We start from the raw sequence: 24401 nt of genomic DNA on the forward strand, positions 1-24401 counted from the left end.
CGCCGGCGGTATTTGCGCCCACCAATTCACGACGAAGGGTGACGGTGTGGGCGCGTAATGTGATGTGCTGGTGGTGCTCGCCGCGGCCGGGGGCCGTTCGACGAGGCCGGTGGCCGACGTGTGTGCGGGCCGGTGTGGTGATCCTCGACGGCCGCCGAAAGGCGGTTCGTTGCGGCCGGTGGGCGGTCGGGGGACGAGGGAGGGGAGCGGTCGTGGAGACGGATCGGGTTCGGCGCTGGGAGTCCGGCGCCCTCGCACACGCCGTCACGGACCCGTTCGGGCAGGGGCCGCTGCCGTGGCTCCGTGGCAGCGAGAACTACTTCGACTCCGGCCAGGTGATGCCCTGGTACCTCGACCCGGCCGCGACCACGGGCGACCCCAGGGTGCCGCCGCCCCGGGTCACCACCGGCACCAAGACGGCCGACGACGTCCGCAACCAGGTCAAGGGGTTCGCCGGCACCGGGGCGGTCAGCCCGGGGGAGTCCATCGACTTCCGGATCTCGGTCAACCCGCCCCAGCCCTACAGCATCGACGTCTACCGCATCGGCCACTACGGCGGCACCGGCGCGGCCAAGATCACGACGAGTCCGCGCCAGTCCGGCATCGTCCAGCCCCTGCCGCTCACTGCCGACCGCACGGTCTCCTGCCACCACTGGTGGATGTCCTGGCGCCTCCAGGTCCCCACCTTCTGGCAGCTCGGTGCCTACGTGGCGGTGCTGACGACAGCCGACGGGTACCGCAGCCACATCCCCTTCACGGTGCGCGACGACCGCCCGGCCGACCTGCTCCTCCTGCTCCCCGACGTGACCTGGCAGGCCTACAACCTCTACCCGGAGGACGGGCACACCGGCGCCAGCCTCTACCACGCCTGGGACGCGGACGGCTCCCTGCTCGGCGAGCCGCACGCCGCCACGACCGTGTCCTTCGACCGCCCCTACGCCGGCGCCGGGCTCCCTCTCCACGTCGGCCACGCCTACGACTTCATCCGCTGGGCGGAACGGTACGGCTACGACCTGGCCTACGCCGACGCCCGCGACCTGCACGCCGGAAGGGTCGACCCGAGCCGCTACCGGGGCCTGGTCTTCCCCGGCCACGACGAGTACTGGTCGCTGCCGATGCGGCAGGCCGCCGAGCGGGCCCGGGACGCCGGCACCTCGCTGGTCTTCCTCTCCGCCAACACCATGTACTGGCAGGTGGAGTTGGCGCCCTCGCCGACCAGCCCCGAGTCGCTGCTGACCTGCCGCAAGCGCCAGGGCCCGGGCCGGGCGGCGCTGTGGCGGGAGCAGGGCGCCCCCGAACAGGCCGTGCTGGGCATCCAGTACGCCGGCCGGGTCCCCGAGCCGGCCCCGCTCGTGGTCCGCAACGCAGGCCACTGGCTCTGGGAGTCCACCGGCGCGCGGGAGGGCGAGGAGCTGCCCAGGCTGGTCGCGGGCGAGGCCGACCGCTACTTCCCGCGGACGCAGCTTCCCCAGCACACCGAGCGCGTCCTCCTGGCCCACTCCCCGTACGAGGACGGCGAGGGCCTCCGCCGCCACCAGGAGACCTCCCTGTACCGGGCGCCGAGCGGTGCCTGGGTGTTCGCCTCCGGCACCTTCGCGTGGTCGCCGGCGCTGGACCGGCCCGGCCACGTCGACGCCAGGGTGCAGCGGGCCACCGCCAACCTGCTCGACCGCATCTGCAAGCGCGACTGAGCACCGCGCCGCCGCACTGCACCCGCCGCCGCACCACCCCGTCGCCCCCCGAGCAGCCGTCCGGCCCGCCCCGGGTCACCCGTCCCCCCGCCCCTCCTCCCGGCAGGGTCCCGCTCCGCCCGCCCGGTTTGGCCCCCCACCGGTCGGGCACCCGGCCCTGCGCGGTCGGCCCGCAGCGGCGTGCGGGAGAATCGGACCGCCGTTGTACCAAGCTATACGGAGGGCACGTGTCCGGTTTTGTGGAAAAGCCTGAACCCGTCGAGGTGCCGGGGCTGACCCACCTCCACACCGGGAAGGTGCGGGATCTCTACCGGAACGCCGCCGGTGACCTGGTCATGGTGGCCAGCGACCGCATCTCCGCCTACGACTGGGTGCTGCCGACCGAGATCCCCGACAAGGGCCGCGTCCTCACCCAGCTCTCCCTGTGGTGGTTCGAGCAGCTCGTCGACCTCCTGCCGCACCACGTCCTGAGCACCGAACTGCCCGAGGGGGCGCCCGCGGACTGGGAGGGACGCACCCTGGTCTGCGCGAACCTCGACATGGTCCCGGTGGAGTGCGTGGCCCGCGGCTACCTCACCGGCTCGGGCCTCGTCGAGTACCGCCAGTCCCGGACGGTCTGCGGCCTCGCCCTGCCCGAGGGCCTGGAGGACGGTTCGGAGCTGCCCGCCCCGATCTTCACGCCCGCCACCAAGGCGGAGGTCGGCGAGCACGACGAGAACGTCAGCTACGAGGAGGTCGCCCACCGCGTCGGCGTGGAACTCGCCGCCAACCTGCGGCAGGAGACCCTCGCGGTCTACGCCAAGGCGAAGGAGATCGCCGAGGGGCGGGGCCTCATCCTGGCCGACACCAAGCTGGAGTTCGGCCTCACCGAGCCGGGTGACGACGGGGAGCGCCGTCTCGTCCTCGGTGACGAGGTCCTCACCCCCGACTCCTCCCGGTTCTGGCCCGCCGACCAGTGGCAGCCCGGGCGCCCCCAGCCCTCCTTCGACAAGCAGTACGTCCGCGACTGGCTGACCTCCCCCGAGTCCGGCTGGGACCGCAAGAGCGAGCAGCCGCCCCCGCCGCTGCCCGAGGACGTGGTGGTGGCGACCCGCGCCCGCTACATCGAGGCCTACGAGCGGCTGACCGGCCTGGCCTGGTCCTGACCCGCGCCCGCGCCGCCCGCCCCGCCTGGCCCACCGGCCGGCGGGCCGGGCGGGGCGGCGGATCGTCCCGGTGCCCACCGGGACGAAGACGCCCGCACACGAAGAGGGCCCCCGGTCCTGGAGGACCGGGGGCCTTTCGCTGAGCGGACGACGAGGCTCGAACTCGCGACCTCAACCTTGGCAAGGTTGCGCTCTACCAACTGAGCTACGTCCGCATTCCCGCGGCCGGAGCGCGCGGTGCGGTGTCCACTATAGCCAACCTCGCGGGTGCGCGGGACACGCCGCCGCCGGGCGGTCGACCGCCGCCGCGCCACGGCGCCCCACCACCCCGAGCGGGGCCGTTCGGCCCAACCCGCGAGAAGCCCTCCGTGCGCGGCCCGTTGGCCACCGGGCCGCCGGATCCCCGGGGCGCGGGACGGGGCCTTCTCCGATCGCCGGGCCGGAAAAAGTGAGGTGCGTCATGGTCCGGCGGAACACCTGCCCGCGTGCACCGGCAGTGGTGGCTGCCGGCCGCATGCGAGGGAGGGGCGACCTGTCGAGAATGGCGGAAACCAAGAAGACCCCCGATCCTTCAGGACCGGGGGTCTTTCGCTGAGCGGACGACGAGGCTCGAACTCGCGACCTCAACCTTGGCAAGGTTGCGCTCTACCAACTGAGCTACGTCCGCATGCCGCCACTCGGCTTTCACCGGGTGGTGCGTTGGCCACTCTACCTGATCCGGAGGACCGGTCGAGCAGTCGGAGCGGGTGACAGGGATCGCACACTGCGCCTCCCTCTTGGAAAGAGGGCGCTCTACTACTGAGCTACACCCGCGTGACTCCGGGGGATTCGGCCTTTCGGCCTCGCCCCTCGGCGTGCTCCAGACTTTAGCTGATCAGTGGGGGTGGCGCGCAAGTCGGGAGCCCTGGCCGGCCGCGGGCGCCCCGAGGCGCGACCGGTCCGGGGTCAACGCCGCCGCGCCGGACAGGTGTTGACGACGCCCGGTGCGGGCCCCGGAGGGGCCGTCAGCCGTTGGCCGCGTGGAAGGCCTCGTAGACCTTCTTCGGGATCCGGCCGCGTGGCGGGACGTCCATGTGGTGGGAGCGGGCCCAGGCGCGCACGGCCGCCGGATCGGCGTTCACGGTGGTGTGGCGGTAGGCCTTGCCGGACTTGGCGCGCTTGCGGCCGGCCTCCACGTAGGGGGCGAGCATGTCGCGCAGTTTCTCCGCATTGGCGGTATTGAGGTCGATCTCGTAGGTCCTGCCGTCGAGGCCGAACCGGACTGTCTCCTCGGCCGATCCGCCGTCGAGGTCGTCGGAAAGTGTGAGGACAACGCGCTGTGCCACGGATATCGATCCTTTCGCGCAGCATCCCGCCTGACGTGGGGATGCTTGGTCCGGCTGGTCGGCGTCAATACATTTTCCTTTGTACAGCGCCGGACAATGCATTGTGAAGCCCGACGAATTTTCTGCGCGTGTCCCCCGGAAAGTCTCCACCGGCATTCCGTGGGGATTAGGTGTCGTCGCGGTGTGATCGCGAGTGTGAAGTGATCAGCCTCCGACATCTCTCTACGCGCGTAGCATTTCGCACACGGTAGTGTGAAGGAACCGCCTTACGCACCACACCATCGGGAGTGCCCGTGGCACGCGTCGTAGTCGACGTCATGCTCAAGCCGGAGATCCTCGACCCGCAGGGACAGGCGGTGCAGCGCGCACTGCCCCGCCTGGGTTTCGAGGGCATCGCCGACGTCCGTCAGGGGAAGCGTTTCGAACTGGAGGTGGAGGGTCCCGTGGACGACGCGGCCCTCGCCCGCATCCACGAGATGGCGCAGACGTTCCTCGCCAACACCGTCATCGAGGACTTCACCGTGCGGGTCGACTCGTGACGGCGCGGATCGGCGTCGTCACCTTCCCCGGCACCCTCGACGACCGCGACACCCAGCGGGCCGTCCGCCTCGCGGGCGCCGAGCCGGTGCCGCTGTGGCACCGCGAGAAGGACCTGAACGGGGTCGACGCCGTCGTCCTGCCGGGTGGCTTCTCCTACGGCGACTACCTGCGGGCCGGCGCCATCTCCCGGTTCTCGCCGGTCATGGAGTCCGTGATCGCGGGTGCGAAGGACGGCCTGCCCGTCCTGGGCATCTGCAACGGCTTCCAGGTGCTCACCGAGTCCCACCTGCTGCCCGGCGCCATGCTGCGGAACGAGTCCCTGCACTTCGTCTGCCGTGAGCAGAAGCTGCGCGTGGAGAACGCCGACACCGCCTGGACCACGGACTTCACCGCCGGCCAGGAGATCCACATCCCGCTGAAGAACATCGACGGCCGCTACACCGCCGACCGGCGCACGCTGGACGAGCTGGAGGCGGAAGGCCGCGTCGTCTTCCGCTACCTGGACGTCAACCCCAACGGCTCCAACGCCGACATCGCCGGCATCACCAACGCCGCCGGGAACGTCGTCGGCCTCATGCCGCACCCCGAGCACGCCGTGGAGGCGCACATCGGGACCGGCGGCACCGACGGCCTCGCGTTCTTCACCTCCATCCTCAAGAAGTTGGTCAGCGCATGACCCTCGACACGGTCGCGAACGCCGAGAAGACCCCCGACGTCGAACAGCCGTGGGCCGAACTCGGTCTGAAGAAGGACGAGTACGAGCGGGTCCGCGAGATCCTCGGTCGCCGTCCCACCGGCGCCGAACTCGCCATGTACTCCGTGATGTGGTCCGAGCACTGCTCGTACAAGTCCTCCAAGGTGCACCTGCGCCAGTTCGGCGAGAAGGCCCCGGCCTCCGACGCCCTGCTGGTCGGCATCGGTGAGAACGCCGGCGTCGTCGACGTCGGCCAGGGCTACGCCGTCACCTTCAAGGTCGAGTCGCACAACCACCCCAGCTACGTCGAGCCGTACCAGGGCGCCGCCACCGGCGTCGGCGGCATCGTCCGCGACATCATCGCCATGGGCGCCCGCCCGATCGCCGTCGTCGACCCGCTGCGGTTCGGCGCCGCCGACCACCCCGACACCAAGCGCGTCCTGCCGGGCGTCGTCGCGGGCATCGGCGGCTACGGCAACTGCCTGGGCCTGCCCAACATCGGCGGCGAGACCGTCTTCGACGCCTGCTACCAGGGCAACCCGCTGGTCAACGCGGGCTGCGTCGGTGTGATGCGGCACGAGGACATCCACCTCGCCAAGGCCTCCGGCGCCGGCAACAAGGTCATCCTGTACGGCGCCCGCACCGGCGGCGACGGCATCGGCGGCGCCTCGATCCTCGCCTCCGAGACCTTCGACGACGCGAAGCCCTCCAAGCGGCCCGCCGTCCAGGTCGGCGACCCCTTCCAGGAGAAGCTCCTCATCGAGTGCACCCTGGAGGCCTACGCCGAGAAGCTGGTCGTCGGCATCCAGGACTTCGGTGCCGCGGGCCTGTCCTGCGCCACCAGCGAGCTGGCCTCCAACGGCTCCGGCGGCATGACCGTCACCCTGGACGATGTCCCCTTGCGCGACTCCACGCTCTCGCCCGAGGAGATCCTCATGAGCGAGTCGCAGGAGCGCATGTGCGCCGTCGTCGAGCCCGACAAGGTCGACCGCTTCCTCGCGATCTGCGAGAAGTGGGACGTCATCGCCACCGTCGTCGGCGAGGTCACCGACGGCGACCGGCTGGAGATCTTCTGGCAGGGCGAGAAGATCGTCGACGTCGACCCGAAGACCGTCGCCCACCAGGGCCCGGTCTACGAGCGCCCCCTGGCCCGCCCCGAGTGGCAGGACGCGCTCCAGGCCGACGACGCCAACAAGCTGGCCCGCCCGGCGACCCCCGAGGAGCTGCGCGCCCAGGTGCTCCAGCTCGTCTCCTCGCCGAACCAGGCCTCCAAGGCGTGGATCACCGACCAGTACGACCGGTTCGTGCAGGGCAACACGGTGCTCGCGCAGCCCGAGGACTCCGGCATGGTGCGCATCGACGCCGAGACGGGCCTCGGTGTCGCCCTCGCCACCGACGGCAACGGCCGCTTCGCCAAGCTCGACCCGTACACCGGCGCCCAGCTCGCGCTCGCCGAGGCGTACCGCAACGTCGCCGCGACCGGGGCCAAGCCGCTGGCCGTCTCCGACTGCCTGAACTTCGGCTCGCCCGAGGACCCGGCCGTCATGTGGCAGTTCTCCGAGGCCGTCCGCGGCCTGGCCGACGGCTGCCTGACCCTGGGCACGCCCGTCACCGGCGGCAACGTCTCGCTGTACAACCAGACCGGCGAGCAGGCCATCCACCCCACGCCCGTGGTCGCCGTCCTCGGTGTCATCGACGACGTCACCCGCCGCACGCCCGTCGGCTTCGCGGAGGAGGGCCAGCTCCTCTACCTGCTGGGCGACACCCGCGAGGAGCTGAGCGGTTCGGCCTGGTCACAGGTGGTCCACGACCACCTCGGCGGGCTGCCGCCCAAGGTCGACCTGGAGCGGGAGCGGCTGCTGGCCGACATCCTGATCTCCGCCTCCCGCGACGGCATGATCGACGCGGCGCACGACCTGTCCGACGGCGGGCTGGTGCAGGCGGTCGTCGAGTCCTGCCTGCGGGGCGGGAACGGCGCGCGCCTGGTCGTCCCCGACGGCCTGGACCCGTTCGTCTTCCTCTTCTCGGAGTCGGCCGGCCGGGCGGTCGTGGCGGTCCCGCGCAGCGAGGAGCTGCGCTTCACCGACATGTGCGGCGTGCGCGGCCTGCCCGCCACCCGCATCGGTGTGGTGGACGGCGACGCCGTCGAGGTGCAGGGCCAGTTCACGCTGGGCCTGGCCGAGCTGCGCGAGGCGCACGAGGCGACCATCCCGGCGATCCTGGCGTAGCCGTCGCCCGGAGCCCGACGCCCGGTGCTCCGGCTTCCGGAAACGGTGAACGGCCCCCGGACCTCAGCCTGAGGTCCGGGGGCCGTTCGACGTCCCGGTGGTCGCGCGCCGTGCGGGCGGCGGCCGACCGGGACGTCCGGTTCCGTGGGGGCGCAGGACCGGGTCACACGGGGGGAGTCCCGCTCGCTGCGCTCACGGTCCGGTCAGTGGCGGGCAGCCGCCGCGCGGCGCCGCAGCACCAGCGCGCCGCCACCCAGGGCGATGAGCGCCGCGGCGACACCGGCGATCAGGCCCGTGTTGGAGCCGCCACCGGTCTCGGCGAGCGCGGCAGAGGAGGACGACGGGGACGGTGCCGTGGTCGCGGCCACCGGCGCGGCGGCCGACTCGGAGGGGGCGGCCGACGGCGTGGCGCTGTGCGAGGGGGCCTGGCTCGGCGTCCCGGTGGGCTTCTCGGACGGGGTGGGCTTGGCCACCGCGCAGGCCGAGTCGGCGGCGGTCGGGGTGGTGGTGAGCACCTGGTGGATGTTCACCTTCTCGACATCGACGCGGACGTCCCACTGGCCGCCCTGCTTCCAGTCGACGAGCACCGTCTTGGTGGTGCCCTGGCCGCTGGGGTGCGCGAAGTGCACGGTCGCCAGGACCTTGTCGCTGCCGTGCTCCAGGACGGAGACGTCGGCCGGCGTGTGGGAGGAGTCCTTGTCGGTCACCGTGATGGCGGCCTTGGCGGTGCCGGTGCTGGTGTCGCAGGCGGCGCTCGCGGCGGCGCTGAAGTCGTTGATGCTGCAGGCGAGGGCGGGGCCCGAGGCCAGCAGGACCGCACCGGTGCCGAGGGCGGTGGCGGTGAACAGCCCGCGCTTGGATATCACAGGTTCCTCCTGGATAAGGATCAGTGAGGGCACGGATGCGCCCGGGGGGCCGCGCGGCGTCCCCGACGCGAGCGTCGGCTGGAAAAGTCCCGGTGGCGAGCAGCCCCAGGCAACGCGTGGGGACGCGGCTTCAGGGGAACTCGGCCCGCTCGAACTGTCGTGGGGGCGCGGCGCTCACATCTTCGTCACAGTTCGCCCCGGCGTCAACCAAACGGCGGCATATGACTCTTGGGCTCTTCGTGACGTCCGGTCAGGGTTTCCCTCACCCACGCCGTGGGGGACCCCCGGAGCCGGAGCTCCGGGTCGTCTCCCACCCAGAGGACGATCCTCGCTCCCGTTCGGTTGCAGCGGCAGCGCGGTCGCGCCGACGTGAGGGACCGGCCTGGTAGTAGGGGCTCGACAGGGGCTCGGCCACCTCGGCTCGTCGGCCTCCAGGCACTGACGGACTGGTCGCGACGACCGATCCACACGCTCGGTCACTTTGGAGCCGGAGCAGCATCCTTGACCTCAACTGCGCTTGAGGTAGGAGCCTTCCGTCATGGACGCCGAAGAGATGCAGAGACAGTTGCAGGCCTTGACCGACCGTGCTGAGATCACTGACCTGATGGACCGCTACCTGCGATCCCTGGACGACGGAACCTTTGACGAAGAGTGGGCGCGCGCGTTCCATACCGAAGACGTCACCGCGGAGATGCCCATCGGCACCGTCCATGGCCGCGATGCCCTGCTGGCCCATATTCAGCGGGGAATGGCGTTGTTCGACCGAACCGTGCATCTGGGTACCAACGCCGTCATCGAGATCGACGGCGACCGGGCCACCGTCCGTGGCGCTCAGTTGAGCACCCACGTCCTGGCAGACGGCTCCGAAAGCGTCTTCATCTCCGCCGGCCATGCCGACTCCGAACTGGTCAGGACGGCAGACGGCTGGCGGATCTCCGCCTCGACACTGCGGGTGCTGTGGACCCAGGGCCCTCCTCCGCAGCGGCCGGACGACACCGCCCCCGCCCCCGCGGCCTAGGGCCGACCGGGACCCGCCTCGCCGTGGCGTCGAGCAACGACCTTTCTCTGCGCGAGAGCGACCGCTTGGCGTGACTGGGGCCAGTCGGCTGCCCCCGGTCGTTCCTTCAGTAGGGTTCTCGCGGCCACGACCACGACCACGGCCACAGCCGGTGCTCAGGGGCGTGCGGTGGTCGGTGGGCGCAGGGTGGCCTCGACAGGGGGGAGTTGCAGGTGTTTCGGACGGCTCGGGTGTTCGCGGTCGGTGCGGTGATGCTGACGGGGCTCACCGCTTGCGGTGGTGGCGGGGAATCCGTGCCCCACGGTGGCAGCACGGCGTCCGGTGGCAGCACGGCGTCCGCTGACGCGGGCCGCGCGGACGGGCGAGCCGCCGGCGGAGGCCAGGGAGCGAAGGCACCGGTCGTACTCACCCAGGACCAGGTGCGCAGAGCGCTGGTGGACACGGAGAGCGCCCCGGACGGGTGGGAGGGGTTCGGCGCCGAGATCGACGTGCCGGAGGAGTCCCTCAGGACGTGCCGGGAGGACACGGGCACCCAGTGCGACGGGTTCGTCGCACTGGGCTCGTCTTTCATCCGGCAATCGACCTCCGGCGGCCGGGTCGTCTTCCGCATCTACGCCTTCGGGACGCCGGGCGGCGCCGAGACGGCGATGAAGGGCCTGGCGGCCGGGGAGCGCAGCAAGGCCGGCAGCCGGGCCCGTCCCCTGGACGTGCGGCTGGACACGGACGAGACCGATGCGTTCACCGGTCCGCAGACGATGATCGTCACCCGCCTCGGCGGCACACTCGTGCGGGTCACGAGCGAGGACCTTCCGCAGACCGTGCCCTACGCCGATCTTGCCCGGCTCCAGACGGCACGCGTCCGGCAGACGGCCGCGTCGGAGGCCGTCGGTCCGTGAGTCCTCCGACCGGAGGCGCGGGGACAACGGCATCCGGCGCCTGCCACGGCGGCAGCCGTCCCACCGGCGTGCCAGTACGCGACCAGTAAGCTTCTTCGGCCTCTGCGGCCACTCTGTGCCACTGGTGCAGGAAGCCGGGCATGGAGAAGTAGGCCCTAGTCCCGGGTCTGCCGCCTGGCGTTCGCCACGAAGCCCGCCCAGGCGGTGGGGGAGACGGTCAGGTGGGGGCGCTCAGTGGCCTTGGAGTCGCGGATGTGGATGGTGTGGGGGCGGAGGGCTACTTCTACGCAGTTGCCGCCGGTGCCGTCGCTGTAGCTGCTCTTGAACCAGGACCAGGTGGCAGTCATAGACGTCCTCGCAGTTCTTTCAACAGCCGTGCCGAATCGCAGAGGTTGAGAGCCTGGCTGCGCAGGGTGCCGTAACGCAACAGCATTTTACTGGTGTGGTGAGGGTCGGTGATGAGGTGGCTGGCTTGGTGGCCCTCGGTGTAACCAATCCACCGGGCGTCTGGTGTCTCTGCCAAGTACATCAACCCGTCGATCCCGGAGTGCCTCTCTTGCCTCAGCGGCATGACCTGGATCTCCACGTTCTTACGTCGTCCCACCGTCACTAGGTGGTCGAGGAGTTCGAGGGTAACGTCACGTCCCCCCATGCAGCGCTCAAGAAGCGCCTGCTCAAGGATGAAGCTGAAGACGGTGTCTTGGCCCTCCGTCAGTAGCCGTTGCCTGGCCAACCTGTCCGCAATGTGGATCTCCGCCTGTTCCTCCGGGATGGGCGGGGTCAGTAGGTCGAAGATGGCCCGCATGTACGCCTCCGGTTGCAACAGCCCCGGAATGGCGCGGCACTCGTACGCGTATAGGGCCAACGCATCCTCTTCGATCGCGGCCCACTCCTGGAAGTAGGCGGGAAGACCGGTTCGGCGGGTCAAACTGCGTTCCGCGGCCCGCAGCACGTTCGCCGCCGAGTGCCCCAGGCACTCTTCCGCCCGATCAGCCAGGTCCCGAGGGGGATACCGCCGCCCCTGCTCGATCTTGGCCACGTACGGCACGGAGAAGCCGACCTTCTCGGAGAGGCGCTCCTGGGTGAGACCGGCCTCCTCGCGCAGGGCCTTGAGGACCGCGCCGAAGGTGCGCAGACTGTCCGAGGCCTCCGGTTCGCCGTTCCTGCTACCGGTTCCGGTTCCGGTGTCGCTGCCCTTGCCGTTGCTGGACGTCGCCATGCGTCCGCCTCCCCTTGCCGTGCCCGCCCGGGACGTCCCGTGCCCGCCCGGGACTTCCCGTGGCCGACCTGCATTGTCACGTGTCGTGACCAACCCGGTCCACAGAGTCAACCCACCCAGTAGCCGTTGTATCGGTTCCGGCTCTGTCGGCGGCAGGGGCGCCCGGCCAGCGTGGGGGCATGACAGCCCCACCCCCCTCCCCCCGCGCGGTCGACTTCCACGCCTTCGCCCAACGCTTCTCCGCCACCCGTCGGGGCGCCCGCCTCGCCCGTTTCCTCGCCGCGCACCAACTCAACGTCTGGGGCGTGCCCTACGGCAGTTCGGCCGCCGACGGGGTGCTCCTGGTTGTGGCGGAGCTCGCGGCCAACGCCGTGCTGCACGGTCGGGTGCCGGGTCGGGACTTCGCGCTGGTGCTGGTACACCGGCCCGGGGAGGGTCTGCTGCGCGTCGAGGTGGCAGACCCGCACCCGGCCGGGCCCGCCCGTCTGGTGCCCGATGCGGACGCCGAGGGCGGGCGCGGGCTGCTGCTGGTCGACGCCGTGGCCGAGCGGTGGGGCGTCGGGGACCGGAACGGGCCGGGGAAGACGGTGTGGGCCGAGGTCCGCGTCGGGCTCCGGTCCGGCGGTCGCTGAGCCGCTACCGGCTCCCGCCCCTGGGGAGGCGGACGGTCGCAGCGCGAGCGGGAGTTCGCTCATCCGGCGCCCGTCCGGAGCCCGGAGTGCGCCCCGTCACGCCGCCCGGAACGCCTGTGAGCAAGGGCACGCACTGTGCCCGATCCCGTACGTCCCAAGGGTCGGTTCGACGGGCAGCGGCCGGTGCGCCCGCAGGCGGCGACCACTGTGGACCGTTGTCTGCCACGATGTCCGGGTTGCGGGGTTCGGCATGCAGCTACCGCGAAGATGCCATCGCTCACGAGATGCCCGCCCCGCTCCGGGACCCGACCGGCGCGCCACTGCTGAAGGTGCCGCGCTTCCGGGCCCGGCGCACACGACCTCCGCGCTCCGCCCGCCCGGCACCGCGTCGCGACAGGCGGACCGCCTCCGGGAGGCGGACGCGAGGTCCGTGCGAGGCCAGTCGCACCCGTCCCGTGAGATCCCCATGCCTGAGAACGCCACGTCCGTACTCGACGCCACCCGGCCCCGACCGGGGGGCGCCGGGGCCGCACAGCCGGACGCGGAGCCTCCGCCGCCCGCGTCGGAAGCAGCCCCGGCCCGGACCGCCTCCCGCAACCCCTGGCGGTGCCTGCGCACCCCCAGCATGCGCTGGTGGTCGGTGGCCAACCTGGTCTCCAACCTCGGCACCTGGATGCAGCTCACCGTGCAGAACCTGCTGGTGCTGCAGCTCACCGGGTCCGCCGCGACCACCGGTGTCTCGCTCGCGGTGCAGGCCGCCCCCGGACTGCTCCTGGGGCTGGCCGGCGGTGCGGTCGTCGACCGGCTGCCGCGCAAGCTGACCGCAGCCGTCAGCCAGTCCGTGCTGGGCGTGGTGGCGCTGGTCACGGCGGTGCTGGTCGGCTGCGGGCTGCTGACCGTGCCGGTGCTGCTGGCACTGTCGGCCGTCACCGGCATCGTCGCGACCGTCGACGGCCCGGCCACCTCGCTGCTCGGCAACGACCTGGTGCGGCGCGAGGACGTGCCCTCCGCCATCGCGCTCGGTTCCGCCGTGCACAGCGTGGGACGGCTGGCCGGAACCGCGCTGGCCAGCGTCGCGCTGGCAACGGTCGGTTCGGCGGGCGCGTACGTGATGAACGGCCTGTCGTTCGTCTTCGTCGCCGCGGTGATCCCGTTCCTGCGGCTGGTGGACCAGGGGCCGCAGGAGACCGTCGCCCCCGAGCCGAAGCCGAAGGTGAAGCCCTCGGCCATGGGCGAGCTGCGCGACGGCATGAGCTACTTCCTCGGCCGGCCCCGGTTGGTCGCCCTCGCAGTGATCGCCGCTGTCAGCTCGATGCTGGGCCGCAACTACCAGTTGACGCTGGCGACGCTCGTCACCGGTCCGCTGCACGGCAGTTCCGCGACCTACGGCGTGGTCTCCACCGTGCTGGCGATCGGCGGCACCCTCGGTGCGCTGCTGGCCGGCCGCTCGCAGTCACCGACCGTGCGCAAGGTCGGCTGGCTCGCCGCGGCCGGTGGCGCGCTCCAGGTCCTCGCGGGGCTCAGCCCGGTGCTGCCGCTGCTGATCCTGCTGGTGGTGCCGATGGCCGTCGTCGAGTCCGTCTCGGACACCGCGACCACCACCGTCCTCCAGACCGACCCGCCGCCGCACGCCCGCGGCCGGGTGCTCGGCGTGTGGCGGAGCCTGAGCACCGCCTGGGGCCTGGTCGGCCCGCCGCTGCTGGGCCTGCTGGTGCAGGTCTGCGGTGCCCGCGGCGCCCTGGTCGGCGGCGGCCTCGCCATCGTCCTCGTGGTGGCCGGCGGCGCCCTCCTCCACGCCCGCCGCACCGGCGGCCCGGCGATGGCCGTCGAGCCGGCGGTGTGAGAGGCGGGTCCCTGCCAGCCCTGCTCAGGGCTACCGCTACTCCTTACTCGGGTATAGCTTTTGCTATACTTTTGAGATGTGGAGCGCGAGTGGGAGATCTTCCTCGTCGACGAGGTGCGGGAGTGGATCAGCGGTCTGGAGGGAGCGGCGCTTGCGCGTGTGGTCCAAGCCTTGGATGCGCTGGCTGAAGGTGGCCCCGGACTGGGGCGCCCGCTGGTCGACACGATCCAAGGCACGTCAATGGCCAACCTGAAAGAGCTACGACCGGGAACAGTGCGGATCCTCTTCGCCTTCGACCCCTGGCGTAGCAGCATTCTGCTGGTTGCCGGTGACAAGTCGGGCCGGTGGAACGAGTGGTACCGGGTAGCGATTCCTCTGGCTGAGCAGCGTTACAAGGTCTACGTGGCGGAACGAGCGCAGGAAGAAGGTGGACGACCGTGAGCGGCTACACCCGATGGCAGGACATCCGTGCCGAGTACGTCGACCGTGCCGGCGGCGAGGAAGCCGTACGGGCAGGGAAGGAAGAACTGCTCGCGGAAACGACTGGACGCCGTCTGGCGGAACTGCGGCGGTCCCGGGGGCTGACGCAGAGGGACGTGGCCGAGCGCATGGGCGTCACCAAGGGCCGTGTTTCACAGATCGAGCGCGGGCGGGTATCCGGCCAGGATGTTCTGGCGCGGTTCGCTGCTGCGCTCGGTGGCCGCCTGCACCAGGCCATCTACTTCGACGACGGCGACATCGCGACGATCGCTTGAACGTGTTCGCTGCCGCCCGGGACCCGAGACCGAGTGGGGGAAGCTCAGGGGCGGCTTGCAGGCCGGCGTTGCTTCCTGCCGCCCTCGAACCTTCCTCGACCTGCCGCGCCCGCCTCCGCCCCGGCCCAGGCGCGCTGCGCTGTCCGGCGGGCCGGTCCGGCGCGTCACCGTCCCGCCCGCAGTCCTGCGACGGGCCGGGGGCGTTCAGCCCAGCAGAAGCCAGACCGCGACCCTCAAGCGGTCGAGGTAGACCTCCCGTGACGCGGTCTGGTGCTTGAGGCCGACCGATGCGCTGATCATCGTCTGTGCGACGGAGCGGGCCGCCTCGCGTCCCGGTGCGACGGCGATCGCCTGCGTGATCAGGTCCTCGAAGCGGCGCGGCGCGGTTTCCAGGATCTCTCCGAGGAGGTCGGGGTTGGCCTCGATGACCGTCGTGACGTCCTGCGCCAGCGGACCGACGTAGCGGCCCGCCCACTGGTCGAACGCTTCGAGGAGACGTTCTTCGAGGGGGCGTCCGGTCTCGGCCAGGATGTGTTCGACGGCTGCGAGGTCCCGCTCCAGAGCCTGGGTCACCGCGGCACGGAAGAGCGTCTCCTTCGAGGAGAAGAGGAAGTAGAGCCCGGGGCGGGAGATGCGCGCCGCCCGCGCCACCTCCTCCATCGAGGTCTTGCGGTAGCCGAACCGCGCGAAGGTGACCATGGCGGAGTCCAGGACCGCGGTCCGCCGGTCGGTGTCGGTGGGTGCCGACGGGCCGCCGACCTCGGAAGTGCTCACGGAGCGAGCGTACCCACGGGGAACGCGCTATACAAATGTCGTCTACTGCGTATAGTCCCACCATGGCCACTCGCAGACGCATCTCCACGCCCTTCACCGCCTCCAGCACCGCGGACGAGGTGGTGCGGGGCATCGACCTCACCGGCGTTCGCGCGATCGTGACGGGAGCTTCCTCCGGGCTCGGAGTCGAGACGGCTCGTGCGCTGGCCTCCGCCGGGGCGGAGGTGACGCTCGCCGTCCGGAACACGGGCGCGGGGGAGGCCGTCGCTGAGACGATCGCGAGGTCGACCGCGGGCGTCCGGCCCCGAGTCGTCCGGCTCGACCTCACGGACCGGGCCGGCGTCACCCGGTTCGTCGACGCGTGGGACGGCCCGCTGCACCTGCTGGTCAACAACGCGGGCGTGGTCACCGCTGGCCTCGAACGTACGCCTGAGGGATGGGAGCGGCAGTTCGCGACGAACCACCTCGGCCACTTCGCCCTCGCCACCGGCCTGCACGGCGCCCTGGCCCAGGGGGCGTCCGACCGCGACGGAGCACGGATCGTCTCGGTCAGCTCGACGGCCCACATGCGCGCCGGCATCGACTTCGAGGACCTCCACTTCGAGCGTCGCCGCTACGACCCGCAGCTCGCCTACGCCCAGTCGAAGACGGCCAACTCGCTCTTCGCCGTCGAGGCGACCCGCCGCTGGGCGTCGGAGGGGATCGTCGCCAACGCGGTGAACCCCGGCGGTGTCGCGACGGGACTGCAACGGAACTTCACCAGGCAGCAGCGGGAGTCGCTCGACGCGGCCGAGGCCGCCGGGATCTTCACCTACAAGACGGTCGAGCAGGGGGCTGCCACCACCCTCGTCGCAGCCGTCGCCCCCGAGTTCGCCCACTCCGGCGGCCACTACCTGGACGACGCGCAGGAGGCCTACACCGTGCGCAACGACGCCGACCTCGCCCAACACCCGCACGGCGTCAAGGAATGGGCGCTCGACCCCGCCACCGCCGAGCGCCTCTGGACCGTCTCGGCCGACCTGGTCAGCGGCTGAGCTCTCCGCCCCGTCCGTCCCTCCGCACCACGGCACGGGCGGTGCGCGGCGCTCCGGTGGGCTGCGGCCTCGACCTCGTCCTCGTGGTGTCCGGCGGAGCTCGTAGACTCACGCCGTGGCATTCACCAGCACCCCGCACTACTGCTTCCTGTGACGAGGAGGCGTTGAGGGCGATGTCGGACGACGTCGCCCTCCTCGGTGTGCCTGCTGCGTGAACCGCGGGTCCCGGCGCCGCCCGTACCGAGGCGGCCGGACACCCGGCCTCGTCGCCTCCTGAGGCGGCAACCCCCGAGCGCATGCAGGCACGGTCCCTTCCCTCCCACCGTTGCCAGGAGTGCCTCGTGCCTGCATTGCTCCCCGCCGCCCTCGAACCGTTCCTCGACCTGCTGCGCTGCCCGACCTGCCGCGCCCACCTCCATCCCGGCCACGGTGCGCTGCGCTGTCCGGCGGGCCACACCTTCGACATCGCCCGCCACGGATACGTCAGCCTCCTGACCGGCGCCCGCGCCACCAGCGGGGACGACGCGGCCATGGCCCGGGCCCGGGACCGGTTCCTGCTCACCGGCAGCTACGCGCCCATCCGCCGGGCCGTGGCCCACCTGGCGGCCGAGGCCGTACCGGACCGGGGCACGGTCGTGGACGTCGGCTGCGGCACCGGCTACTACCTGGCCGGCGTGCTCGACCAGGTGCCCGGCGCCCGCGGCCTGGGCCTGGACACCTCGGCGCGCGCGCTGCGCTCGTCCGCCCGGGCCCACCGGCGAGCCGCCGCGGCGAGCTGGGACGTCTTCCGGCCCTTCCCGCTGGCGGACCGGGTGGCCGACGTGGTGCTGGACGTGTTCGCCCCGCGCAACCCCGCCGAGTTCCACCGGGTGCTGCGGCCCACCGGGCGGCTGGTCGTGGTGCGTCCCGCCGGGCGGCATCTGGCCGAGCTGCGCGGCCGGGTGCCCGCGATGGTCGCGATCGACCCGGCCAAGGAACAGCGTCTGCACCGGGCGCTGGACCCCTTCTTCGAGGCCGCTCCCACCCAGCGGGTCGAGTACACCGTGTCCCTGGACCGGCAGGAGGTCCTCGACATGGTGGGGATGACGCCGAGCGCCCGCCACCTCAGCCGTGCCGACCTCGACGGCGACAGCCGCCTGCCCGGCCAGGTCACCGTCTCCGTGCTGGCCACCGCCTACCGGCCCCGGTGACCGCGTCGTTCCTGCCGGTCTCCGTCACCGCCTCGTTCCCGCCGGTCTCCGTCACCGCCTCGTCCTGCCGCTTCCGGTGAGCACGCGGTCGGTGGCGCGGGGCCAGAGCCCGGGGTCCTGCCCGGGGCCCCGGGCAGGACCCCGCACGGTCGACCGTCCTCGACTTGAACGTAACTACGTAACTTCGTATTCTCGTCCCATGGATCTGGAAGCACGCGTCGCCGACCTGGAGCGGCGGCTGGCCGCGCTGGAGCGCAGCGGCGACCGACCGGCAGCGGGGGGTGCGGGCGCCACGGCACCCGTGACCGCCGGTGACGACACCTACTGGGCGCTGAACACGTGGCGCGAGCGCCTGGCCGACCTCGAAGCGGAAGCCGGCGGGGTGCTCTACACCGGTGCGGTCCGCACGCCGGCCGGCAAGCGGTACGAGTGGCAGTACGGCCGGCTGACCGACGACGTCCTGGCCGGCGACTGGTCGGACGCCGCCGAGTCCTTCGCCGCCCTCGGGCAGCCCGTCCGGCTGCGGCTGATGAGGGAGATCCTCGCCGGTCGCTGCACGGCCGCCGAGCTCACCGAACTCGACGGCGTCGGCACCTCCGGGCAGATCTACCACCACCTGCGCCAGCTCACCGGCACCGGCTGGCTGCGCTCCAGCGCGCGCGGCCGGTACGAGGTGCCGGCCGAACGCGTCGTCCCGCTGCTGGTGATGGTCACCGCGGCGGAGGGCTGAGACACCGGCCGGACCGGGGCGGCCGGACAGGCTCCGCCGCCCCGCGCCGGCCGTCACACACACCACGGGGAGGAACCATGACCACGTCCGCCACACCGCCCGGAGCCGGAGAGAGCCGCTCGACCAGCGCCACCTCCGCCCCCGCCGCAGACGACACACCCACCGCAGGCGCCCCATCCGCCGCGGCCGAAGGGGGCCCGGCCGGGTCCGGCGCGGGCCGTTCGGTCGCCGCGCGCCGCCGGGCGCTGACCGTTACCGGCCGGCTCTGCACGGTGCTCTTCCTCGCCATGGCCTTCGGACGGCCGCTGGCGGGCAACCCGGAGTGGTGGCGCGGCTGGTGGGCCTGGCCGGTGCTGGTGGCCGCCGTGGGGCTGACCTGGGCCGCCGGGCGCGTCGGGACAACGACGGGGGATGCCGGGGTGGCGGCGCCGGTCGAGGTGGACCCGCCGGTCCGGGGGCGGTGGGCCGCGCAGAACAGTCCGGCGAACCGCGTGCCCAGCCACGGCACCCGCAGCCTCGCGCAGACCTACGCCATCGACATCGTCGCCGAGCCCGAGCCGGGGTCCCGCCCCCGCTTCGGCTGGTGGCCGCCGGTCCGCCGCAACACCGACTTCCCGGCCTTCGGCGCCCCGCTGCTGGCGGTCGGCGACGCCACCGTCGTCCGCGTCCGGGACGGCCACCGCGACCACCTCAGCCGCAACTCCTGGCTCCTCCTGCCCTACTTCCTGCTGGTGGAGGGCGCGGTGCGCAGCGTCGGCGGGCCCGGCCGCATCATCGGCAACCACCTCGTCCTCGACCTGGGCGGTGGTGTCCACGCGCTCTACGCGCACCTGCGGCAGGGGTCGGCGCGGGTGCGGGAGGGCGAGCGGGTCCGGGCCGGACAGCCGCTCGCCGAATGCGGCGACTCCGGGAACAGCACCGAGCCCCACCTCCACTTCCAGCTCCAGGACCACCCCGACCCGCAGGCCGCGCAGGGCCTGCCGTTCCGCTGGCGCGGCATCGGCGTGCCGCGCAACCGCGAGACCTTCACCGTCCCCGACCCCGACTGACGCCCCTCGCCGCCACCCCTGCCGCACTACTGTGGCCGCCATGCCCTCCGCCACCCGCAGACCCCGCCCCCGCTCCTACGACCTCGCCAGGACGCGGACCGCCGTGGCCGCCCAACTCGACAACGTGCGCGCGGCCGTGCGCGGGCTGGGCGAGGCGGAGTGGGAGCGGCCGACACGGCTCGCCGGCTGGGACGTGCGGTCGCTGGCCGCGCATGTCGCGTTCGCCGTCGACAGCGTGGCGGTGCGGCTGGCCCAGCCTGCCCCCGCCCGGCAGGAACTGGCACTGGCCGACTGGGGCCAGGCGACGGTCGCTTTCGCCGCGGCCTCACAGCAGGCGGTGCGCGAGGTCGAGGGTGCCGACGACCCGGTGGCGCGGCTGGACAGCGCGGCGGCCCGGTTCGCGGAACTGGTGGAGCCGGAGCCCGCGACCAGGCTGCTCACCACCCCGGTCGGCGCGGTCCGGCTGGACGACTACCTGGTCACCCGGTGCGTCGAGCTGGCCGTGCACACCGACGACCTCGCGGCGGCCCTCGGCGTCGACGTACCCCAGGACCGGCAGAACCTCGCCGCCGCCGTGCGGATGCTCGCCGACACCCTCGCCACGCAGGCCCCCGGCGGCTCGGTGGAGGTGCGGGTGCCACCGTTCGCCGTGGTCCAGTGCGTGGCCGGGCCCCGGCACACCCGCGGCACCCCGCCCAACGTCGTCGAGGCCGGCCCCACGGCCTGGCTGCGGCTGGCCACCGGGCGCACCGGCTGGGCGGAAGCGGTGGCCGACGCCCAGGTCAGCGCAAGCGGCGAGCGTGCCGACCTCTCGGCGCTGCTGCCCCTGCTGAGCTGAGCCCGCGCACCGCGCGGGCTGTGCGCCGGAGCCGCCGCCCCGGGGAGCGGGGGTGCTGTGGGCCGTCCGGGTGCCGAGTGGCCCATCTCACGCCTGCCGGGCCGTACCCGCCGGTATGTCGCGCCCGCCCCACGGCGGTGGGCCTCGGCCTCCGTCGCGCCCGCCCGTTGGTCGCCGAGGGTGGCCAGGTGAGCGCACGGGGTGGCGGGCGAGCGCGGAACCGGGGGTTCGGCTTCCGTCCCCGGTTCGGGTTAATCGGTGCGCTGCCCTAGACTCGGTCACGTGCTTCGTGGTGACGGTCGACTCAACCACGACCTCCTCCCCGGGGAGAAGGGCCCGCAAGACGCCTGTGGCGTCTTCGGTGTCTGGGCTCCCGGCGAAGAGGTCGCCAAACTCACCTACTTCGGTCTGTACGCGCTACAGCACCGTGGACAGGAGTCCGCGGGCATCGCGGTGAGCAACGGCTCGCAGATCCTCGTCTTCAAGGACATGGGCCTGGTCTCCCAGGTCTTCGACGAAACCTCCCTCAGCTCCCTCCAGGGCCACATCGCGGTCGGTCACGCCCGCTACTCCACCACCGGTGCCTCGGTGTGGGAGAACGCCCAGCCCACCTTCCGGGCCACCGCCCACGGCTCCGTCGCGCTGGGCCACAACGGCAACCTGGTCAACACCGCGGAGCTCGCCGAGCTCGTCGCCGGCCTGCCGCGCGACGGCGGCCGGGCGACGCAGGTCGCGGCCACCAACGACACCGACCTGATCACGGCGCTGCTCGCCGGCCAGGTCGACGAGGACGGCAAGCCGCTGACCGTCGAGGAGGCCGCACCCCGCGTCCTGCCGAAGGCCAAGGGCGCCTTCTCGCTCTGCTTCATGGACGAGCAGACCCTCTACGCCGCCCGCGACCCGCAGGGCATCCGCCCGCTGGTCCTCGGCCGCCTGGAGCGGGGCTGGGTCGTCGCGTCCGAGACCGCCGCCCTGGACATCTGCGGCGCCTCGTTCATCCGCGAGATCGAGCCCGGCGAGATGGTCGCCATCGACGAGAACGGCCTGCGCTCGACCCGGTTCGCCGAGGCCCGGCCCAAGGGCTGCGTCTTCGAGTACGTCTACCTCGCGCGCCCCGACACCGACATCGCCGGCCGCAACGTCTACCTCTCCCGCGTGGAGATGGGCCGCAAGCTGGCCGCCGAGGCGCCCGCCGAAGCCGACCTGGTCATAGCGACCCCGGAGTCCGGCACCCCGGCCGCCATCGGGTACGCCGAGGCCAGCGGCATCCCCTACGGCTCCGGCCTGGTGAAGAACGCCTACGTGGGACGGACCTTCATCCAGCCCTCGCAGACCATCCGCCAGCTCGGCATCCGGCTGAAGCTGAACCCGCTGAAGGAGGTCATCCGCGGCAAGCGCCTCGTCGTCGTGGACGACTCCATCGTGCGGGGCAACACCCAGCGGGCGCTGGTGCGGATGCTGCGTGAGGCCGGCGCGGCCGAGGTGCACATCCGCATCTCCTCGCCGCCCATCAAGTGGCCGTGCTTCTTCGGCATCGACTTCGCCACCCGCGCCGAGCTCATCGCCAACGGGCTCTCCGTCGAGGAGATCGGCAAGTCGCTGGGCGCCGACTCGCTGGCGTACATCTCCACCGACGGCATGATCGAGGCGACCACCATCGCCAAGCCGGACCTGTGCCGCGCCTGCTTCGACGGCGAGTACCCGATGGAGCTGCCCGACCCCGAGCTGCTCGGCAAGCACCTGCTGGAGTCCGAGACCGCCGCGGGGCCCGCCAAGCCGACGACCGGAGCCCGCTCCGACGTCGACGGCCTCGGGTCGATGACCGCCGGCGTCGGCGGTGCGGACGCGCTGCGCCGCCCGTAGCGCACAGCCCGCAGTCCGGCCGCCCAAGTCCCGGCCGGACCGAATCCGACGGCGACAGCCCCGGCCCACGCACGCAGGTGCGGGCCGCGTCACGGCGCGGCCCGCCCCGACGACCAAGAAAGATCCAGGCATGGTTCCCGCCACCTCCCCCGACGGTGCCCCCCAGGACGGCGGCGCCAGCTACGCCGGCGCGGGCGTGGACATCGAAGCCGGCGACCGCGCCGTCGACCTGATGAAGAAGTGGGTCGGCAAGGCCACCCGCCCCGAGGTCGTCGGCGGCCTCGGCGGCTTCGCCGGCCTCTTCGACGCAAGCGCCCTGGCCCGCTACCAGCGGCCCCTGCTCGCCTCGGCGACCGACGGCGTCGGCACCAAGGTCGACATCGCCCGCCGCATGGGCGTCTACGACACCATCGGCCACGACCTCGTCGGCATGGTCGTCGACGACCTCGTCGTCTGCGGTGCCGAGCCGCTGTTCATGACGGACTACGTCTGCGTCGGCAAGGTCTACCCCGAGCGGGTCGCCGCCATCGTCAAGGGCATCGCCGAGGGCTGCGTCCTGGCCGGTTGCGCGCTGGTCGGCGGGGAGACCGCCGAGCACCCCGGCCTGCTGGGTCCGGACGACTTCGACGTGGCGGGCGCCGGCACCGGTGTCGTGGAGGCCGACCGCCTGCTGGGCGCCGAGCGCATCCGCGAGGGCGACGTCGTCCTCGCCATGGCCTCCTCCGGACTTCACTCCAACGGGTACTCGCTCGTGCGCCACGTGCTGTTCGAGCGGGGCGGCCTCGCCCTGGACCAGCAGGTCGCCGAGTTCGGCCGGACCCTCGGCGAGGAGCTCCTGGAGCCCACCAAGATCTACTCGCTGGACTGCCTGGCCCTCACCCGCACCACCGAGGTCCACGCCTTCTCGCACATCACCGGCGGCGGCCTCGCCAACAACCTGGCCCGCGTCGTGCCGGACCACCTGCACGCAGACGTCGACCGGTCCACCTGGACCCCGGACCCCGTCTTCGACCTGGTCGGACGGACCGGCTCGGTGGAGCGGCTGGAGCTGGAGAAGACCCTCAACATGGGCGTCGGCATGATCGCCGTCGTGCCGGGCGACTCCGTGGACGCGGCACTGACCACCCTCGCCGACCGCGGCGTGGACGCCTGGGTCGCAGGCCGGATCGTGGCGCGCGGGGACCGCGCCGAGGCCGTCACGCTGACCGGGGACTACGCGGGCTGACCGTGCTGCCGAGGAGTACCGGGCGGACGCAGGGAGCGGCGGTGCGCACGCCGCCGCCACGGCCCGTGCCCGCCGTCACCGCGGCCGGCCGGACCGCGGCCGACAGGGCTGCCTGGCGCCGCGCGCGCCGGGCCGGCCGGGTGGACGGGGTCGGCGCAGTGCGGCAGGGCGCCCCGGGAGGCCGGACGGGGGCAGCACAGAACCCGGTCCCGGCTGGGAGCCGGACCGGGTTTCTGAAGTACTACTCTGTGCGACCTGACGGTGTTGGTCAGGCGCGACGACGCTGTCCCGAGGACTGGTTCTCGTCCTCGTCCTCGTCGTCGCTGTTGTAGAGGTCGGCGTACCGTGCGTACGGGTCGTCGTCCTCGTCATCATCCTCGAACGGCTCAGCGTTCGGCGGTTGCTGCGACGGAGATGCACCCAGCTCTTCAGCCAGGCGTGAGAGATCAGTCCCACCAGTGTTGTACTTCAGCTGGCGGGCGACCTTCGTCTGCTTGGCCTTGGCCCGGCCGCGCCCCATGGCTCGACCCCCTCAACGACGGGGCTCGACGGCCCCAGAGTCTTGACACGCGTTCATGATTCAAGGCGGACTCTCGACGGAGAGACCGGCCCGTAGGGCTTCAACGGTACCTGCTTCCGCGGCCATACGGTACGTCGTCCACACCACTGGCCACGTGGCACGACCGGCGAGAAGCCCTGTACCCGCTGGTCAACTGCGATTTTAACCTGTTCGCCACGGCGACCCGCCGTCGGGTGGTGAGGGATGTCTCCCCGCACCACCCGGCGAACGGCCGTGCCGCACCGCGGAACGATCGTTTTCGGCCGTCCCGCCACCCCTGCCGGGGT

Annotated in this window: 24 protein-coding genes and 3 tRNA genes; 18 read left to right on the forward strand and 9 right to left on the reverse strand. The window is 72.3% G+C overall.

What is annotated here, in order from left to right; genetic code table 11:
* Nucleotides 1-212: 212 nt before the first annotated feature.
* Together ACFV3R_RS29250 and ACFV3R_RS29255 are read left to right on the forward strand one after the other, a co-directional pair.
* The gene (locus tag ACFV3R_RS29250) at nt 213-1691 is read left to right on the forward strand and encodes a N,N-dimethylformamidase beta subunit family domain-containing protein (RefSeq protein ID WP_385589412.1); all 1479 of its coding nucleotides are present in this window, start codon (nt 213-215) and stop codon (nt 1689-1691) included.
* 227 nt (nt 1692-1918) lie between these two features.
* Entirely contained in the window at nt 1919-2836 is a 918-nt protein-coding gene (locus ACFV3R_RS29255; protein WP_385589414.1) for a phosphoribosylaminoimidazolesuccinocarboxamide synthase, read from the forward strand.
* Between the two features lie 142 nt (nt 2837-2978).
* Here the strand turns inward: ACFV3R_RS29255 and ACFV3R_RS29260 are convergent.
* The 4 genes from ACFV3R_RS29260 to ACFV3R_RS29275 all read right to left on the reverse strand — a co-directional run bounded on the left by ACFV3R_RS29260 (nt 2979) and on the right by ACFV3R_RS29275 (nt 4161).
* Nucleotides 2979-3051: transfer RNA gene (locus tag ACFV3R_RS29260), tRNA-Gly, on the reverse strand.
* A gap of 379 nt (nt 3052-3430) precedes the next feature.
* Nucleotides 3431-3503 (reverse strand) — tRNA-Gly (locus ACFV3R_RS29265).
* 74 nt (nt 3504-3577) lie between these two features.
* A tRNA-Gly gene (locus ACFV3R_RS29270) sits at nt 3578-3649 on the reverse strand.
* Nucleotides 3650-3840: 191 nt separating this feature from the next.
* Nucleotides 3841-4161, reverse strand: coding sequence for an Lsr2 family protein (locus ACFV3R_RS29275; RefSeq protein ID WP_385589416.1), 321 nt, complete (start codon nt 4159-4161; stop codon nt 3841-3843).
* A gap of 293 nt (nt 4162-4454) precedes the next feature.
* Here ACFV3R_RS29275 and purS point away from each other — a divergent pair, with 293 nt between their 5' ends.
* From purS to purL, 3 genes are read left to right on the forward strand one after another with little or no spacing between them, the layout of a single operon-like run.
* Nucleotides 4455-4700 carry a phosphoribosylformylglycinamidine synthase subunit PurS gene (purS, locus tag ACFV3R_RS29280; RefSeq protein WP_385589418.1) on the forward strand — a complete coding sequence of 82 codons (246 nt, stop codon included), beginning with the start codon at nt 4455-4457 and terminating at the stop codon, nt 4698-4700.
* A complete protein-coding gene (gene purQ / locus ACFV3R_RS29285; RefSeq protein ID WP_385589420.1) occupies nt 4697-5377 on the forward strand; it encodes a phosphoribosylformylglycinamidine synthase subunit PurQ in 681 nt (226 codons plus the stop codon). Before purS ends, purQ begins: the two co-directional genes overlap by 4 nt.
* A complete protein-coding gene (purL, locus tag ACFV3R_RS29290; protein ID WP_385589422.1) occupies nt 5374-7623 on the forward strand; it encodes a phosphoribosylformylglycinamidine synthase subunit PurL in 2250 nt (749 codons plus the stop codon). The genes purQ and purL overlap by 4 nt, the downstream gene beginning before the upstream one ends.
* Nucleotides 7624-7826: 203 nt before the next feature.
* Here purL and ACFV3R_RS29295 read toward each other — a convergent pair whose 3' ends face one another.
* Nucleotides 7827-8489 (reverse strand): LAETG motif-containing sortase-dependent surface protein, encoded by a 663-nt coding sequence (locus ACFV3R_RS29295; protein ID WP_385589424.1) that lies wholly within the window; start codon nt 8487-8489, stop codon nt 7827-7829.
* A gap of 538 nt (nt 8490-9027) precedes the next feature.
* Here ACFV3R_RS29295 and ACFV3R_RS29300 point away from each other — a divergent pair.
* On the forward strand, nt 9028-9507 hold the full coding sequence (locus tag ACFV3R_RS29300; RefSeq protein ID WP_385589426.1) for a nuclear transport factor 2 family protein: 480 nt from the start codon (nt 9028-9030) through the stop codon (nt 9505-9507).
* A gap of 419 nt (nt 9508-9926) precedes the next feature.
* On the forward strand, nt 9927-10403 hold the full coding sequence (locus ACFV3R_RS29305) for a hypothetical protein (protein ID WP_385589428.1): 477 nt from the start codon (nt 9927-9929) through the stop codon (nt 10401-10403).
* 155 nt (nt 10404-10558) lie between these two features.
* Here the strand turns inward: ACFV3R_RS29305 and ACFV3R_RS29310 are convergent, their stop codons facing one another.
* Together ACFV3R_RS29310 and ACFV3R_RS29315 are read right to left on the reverse strand one after the other, a co-directional pair.
* Nucleotides 10559-10750, reverse strand: a complete 192-nt coding sequence (locus ACFV3R_RS29310; RefSeq protein WP_385589430.1) for a DUF397 domain-containing protein — start codon at nt 10748-10750, stop codon at nt 10559-10561.
* Nucleotides 10747-11622 (reverse strand): helix-turn-helix domain-containing protein, encoded by an 876-nt coding sequence (locus ACFV3R_RS29315; RefSeq protein WP_385589432.1) that lies wholly within the window; start codon nt 11620-11622, stop codon nt 10747-10749. The genes ACFV3R_RS29310 and ACFV3R_RS29315 overlap by 4 nt, the downstream gene beginning before the upstream one ends.
* Nucleotides 11623-11801: 179 nt before the next feature.
* Between ACFV3R_RS29315 and ACFV3R_RS29320 the strand changes: the two genes are divergently transcribed.
* The 4 genes from ACFV3R_RS29320 to ACFV3R_RS29335 all read left to right on the forward strand — a co-directional run bounded on the left by ACFV3R_RS29320 (nt 11802) and on the right by ACFV3R_RS29335 (nt 14852).
* Entirely contained in the window at nt 11802-12254 is a 453-nt protein-coding gene (locus tag ACFV3R_RS29320; protein ID WP_385589434.1) for an ATP-binding protein, read from the forward strand.
* 466 nt (nt 12255-12720) lie between these two features.
* Complete coding sequence (locus tag ACFV3R_RS29325) at nt 12721-14097, forward strand: MFS transporter (protein WP_385589436.1); 1377 nt, start codon at nt 12721-12723, stop codon at nt 14095-14097.
* Between the two features lie 78 nt (nt 14098-14175).
* Complete coding sequence (locus ACFV3R_RS29330) at nt 14176-14538, forward strand: type II toxin-antitoxin system RelE/ParE family toxin (RefSeq protein WP_385589438.1); 363 nt, start codon at nt 14176-14178, stop codon at nt 14536-14538.
* Complete coding sequence (locus ACFV3R_RS29335; protein WP_385589440.1) at nt 14535-14852, forward strand: helix-turn-helix domain-containing protein; 318 nt, start codon at nt 14535-14537, stop codon at nt 14850-14852. The genes ACFV3R_RS29330 and ACFV3R_RS29335 overlap by 4 nt, the downstream gene beginning before the upstream one ends.
* Before the next feature lie 204 nt (nt 14853-15056).
* Here ACFV3R_RS29335 and ACFV3R_RS29340 read toward each other — a convergent pair whose 3' ends face one another.
* The gene (locus ACFV3R_RS29340; protein WP_385589475.1) at nt 15057-15551 is read right to left on the reverse strand and encodes a TetR/AcrR family transcriptional regulator; all 495 of its coding nucleotides are present in this window, start codon (nt 15549-15551) and stop codon (nt 15057-15059) included.
* Between the two features lie 137 nt (nt 15552-15688).
* On the opposite strand from ACFV3R_RS29340, the gene ACFV3R_RS29345 reads away from it, so the two are divergent.
* The 7 genes from ACFV3R_RS29345 (at nt 15689) to purM (ending at nt 23555) form a co-directional block, all read left to right on the forward strand.
* Nucleotides 15689-16660 carry an SDR family NAD(P)-dependent oxidoreductase gene (locus ACFV3R_RS29345; protein ID WP_385589442.1) on the forward strand — a complete coding sequence of 324 codons (972 nt, stop codon included), beginning with the start codon at nt 15689-15691 and terminating at the stop codon, nt 16658-16660.
* A 341-nt stretch (nt 16661-17001) separates the two neighbouring features.
* Entirely contained in the window at nt 17002-17850 is an 849-nt protein-coding gene (locus ACFV3R_RS29350; RefSeq protein WP_385589444.1) for a putative RNA methyltransferase, read from the forward strand.
* Nucleotides 17851-18049: 199 nt separating this feature from the next.
* Nucleotides 18050-18580 carry an ArsR/SmtB family transcription factor gene (locus tag ACFV3R_RS29355; RefSeq protein ID WP_385589446.1) on the forward strand — a complete coding sequence of 177 codons (531 nt, stop codon included), beginning with the start codon at nt 18050-18052 and terminating at the stop codon, nt 18578-18580.
* A gap of 287 nt (nt 18581-18867) precedes the next feature.
* Nucleotides 18868-19629 carry a M23 family metallopeptidase gene (locus ACFV3R_RS29360; protein WP_385589477.1) on the forward strand — a complete coding sequence of 254 codons (762 nt, stop codon included), beginning with the start codon at nt 18868-18870 and terminating at the stop codon, nt 19627-19629.
* 40 nt (nt 19630-19669) lie between these two features.
* Entirely contained in the window at nt 19670-20467 is a 798-nt protein-coding gene (locus ACFV3R_RS29365; RefSeq protein ID WP_385589449.1) for a sterol carrier family protein, read from the forward strand.
* 282 nt (nt 20468-20749) lie between these two features.
* Nucleotides 20750-22330, forward strand: coding sequence for an amidophosphoribosyltransferase (gene purF / locus ACFV3R_RS29370; protein ID WP_385589451.1), 1581 nt, complete (start codon nt 20750-20752; stop codon nt 22328-22330).
* 130 nt (nt 22331-22460) lie between these two features.
* Nucleotides 22461-23555 (forward strand): phosphoribosylformylglycinamidine cyclo-ligase, encoded by a 1095-nt coding sequence (gene purM / locus ACFV3R_RS29375; protein WP_385589453.1) that lies wholly within the window; start codon nt 22461-22463, stop codon nt 23553-23555.
* A gap of 268 nt (nt 23556-23823) precedes the next feature.
* Here the strand turns inward: purM and ACFV3R_RS29380 are convergent, their stop codons facing one another.
* On the reverse strand, nt 23824-24075 hold the full coding sequence (locus ACFV3R_RS29380; RefSeq protein ID WP_385589455.1) for a DUF3073 domain-containing protein: 252 nt from the start codon (nt 24073-24075) through the stop codon (nt 23824-23826).
* Nucleotides 24076-24401 lie beyond the last annotated feature (326 nt).

Source organism: Streptomyces sp. NPDC059740, assembly GCF_042733155.1.
Classification (GTDB): Bacteria; Actinomycetota; Actinomycetes; order Streptomycetales; family Streptomycetaceae; genus Streptomyces.

What these genes read in the sequence shown, in the direction of transcription:
- purL (WP_385589422.1), top strand. Translation starts at nt 5,374, where the DNA reads ATGACCCTCGACACGGTCGCGAACGCCGAGAAGACCCCCGACGTCGAA.
- ACFV3R_RS29300 (WP_385589426.1), top strand. Translation starts at nt 9,028, where the DNA reads ATGGACGCCGAAGAGATGCAGAGACAGTTGCAGGCCTTGACCGACCGT.
- ACFV3R_RS29310 (WP_385589430.1), bottom strand. Translation starts at nt 10,750, where the DNA reads ATGACTGCCACCTGGTCCTGGTTCAAGAGCAGCTACAGCGACGGCACC.
- ACFV3R_RS29315 (WP_385589432.1), bottom strand. Translation starts at nt 11,622, where the DNA reads ATGGCGACGTCCAGCAACGGCAAGGGCAGCGACACCGGAACCGGAACC.
- ACFV3R_RS29320 (WP_385589434.1), top strand. Translation starts at nt 11,802, where the DNA reads ATGACAGCCCCACCCCCCTCCCCCCGCGCGGTCGACTTCCACGCCTTC.
- ACFV3R_RS29325 (WP_385589436.1), top strand. Translation starts at nt 12,721, where the DNA reads ATGCCTGAGAACGCCACGTCCGTACTCGACGCCACCCGGCCCCGACCG.
- ACFV3R_RS29340 (WP_385589475.1), bottom strand. Translation starts at nt 15,551, where the DNA reads ATGGTCACCTTCGCGCGGTTCGGCTACCGCAAGACCTCGATGGAGGAG.
- ACFV3R_RS29345 (WP_385589442.1), top strand. Translation starts at nt 15,689, where the DNA reads ATGGCCACTCGCAGACGCATCTCCACGCCCTTCACCGCCTCCAGCACC.
- ACFV3R_RS29355 (WP_385589446.1), top strand. Translation starts at nt 18,050, where the DNA reads ATGGATCTGGAAGCACGCGTCGCCGACCTGGAGCGGCGGCTGGCCGCG.
- ACFV3R_RS29360 (WP_385589477.1), top strand. Translation starts at nt 18,868, where the DNA reads ATGGCCTTCGGACGGCCGCTGGCGGGCAACCCGGAGTGGTGGCGCGGC.
- ACFV3R_RS29365 (WP_385589449.1), top strand. Translation starts at nt 19,670, where the DNA reads ATGCCCTCCGCCACCCGCAGACCCCGCCCCCGCTCCTACGACCTCGCC.
- purM (WP_385589453.1), top strand. Translation starts at nt 22,461, where the DNA reads ATGGTTCCCGCCACCTCCCCCGACGGTGCCCCCCAGGACGGCGGCGCC.
- ACFV3R_RS29380 (WP_385589455.1), bottom strand. Translation starts at nt 24,075, where the DNA reads ATGGGGCGCGGCCGGGCCAAGGCCAAGCAGACGAAGGTCGCCCGCCAG.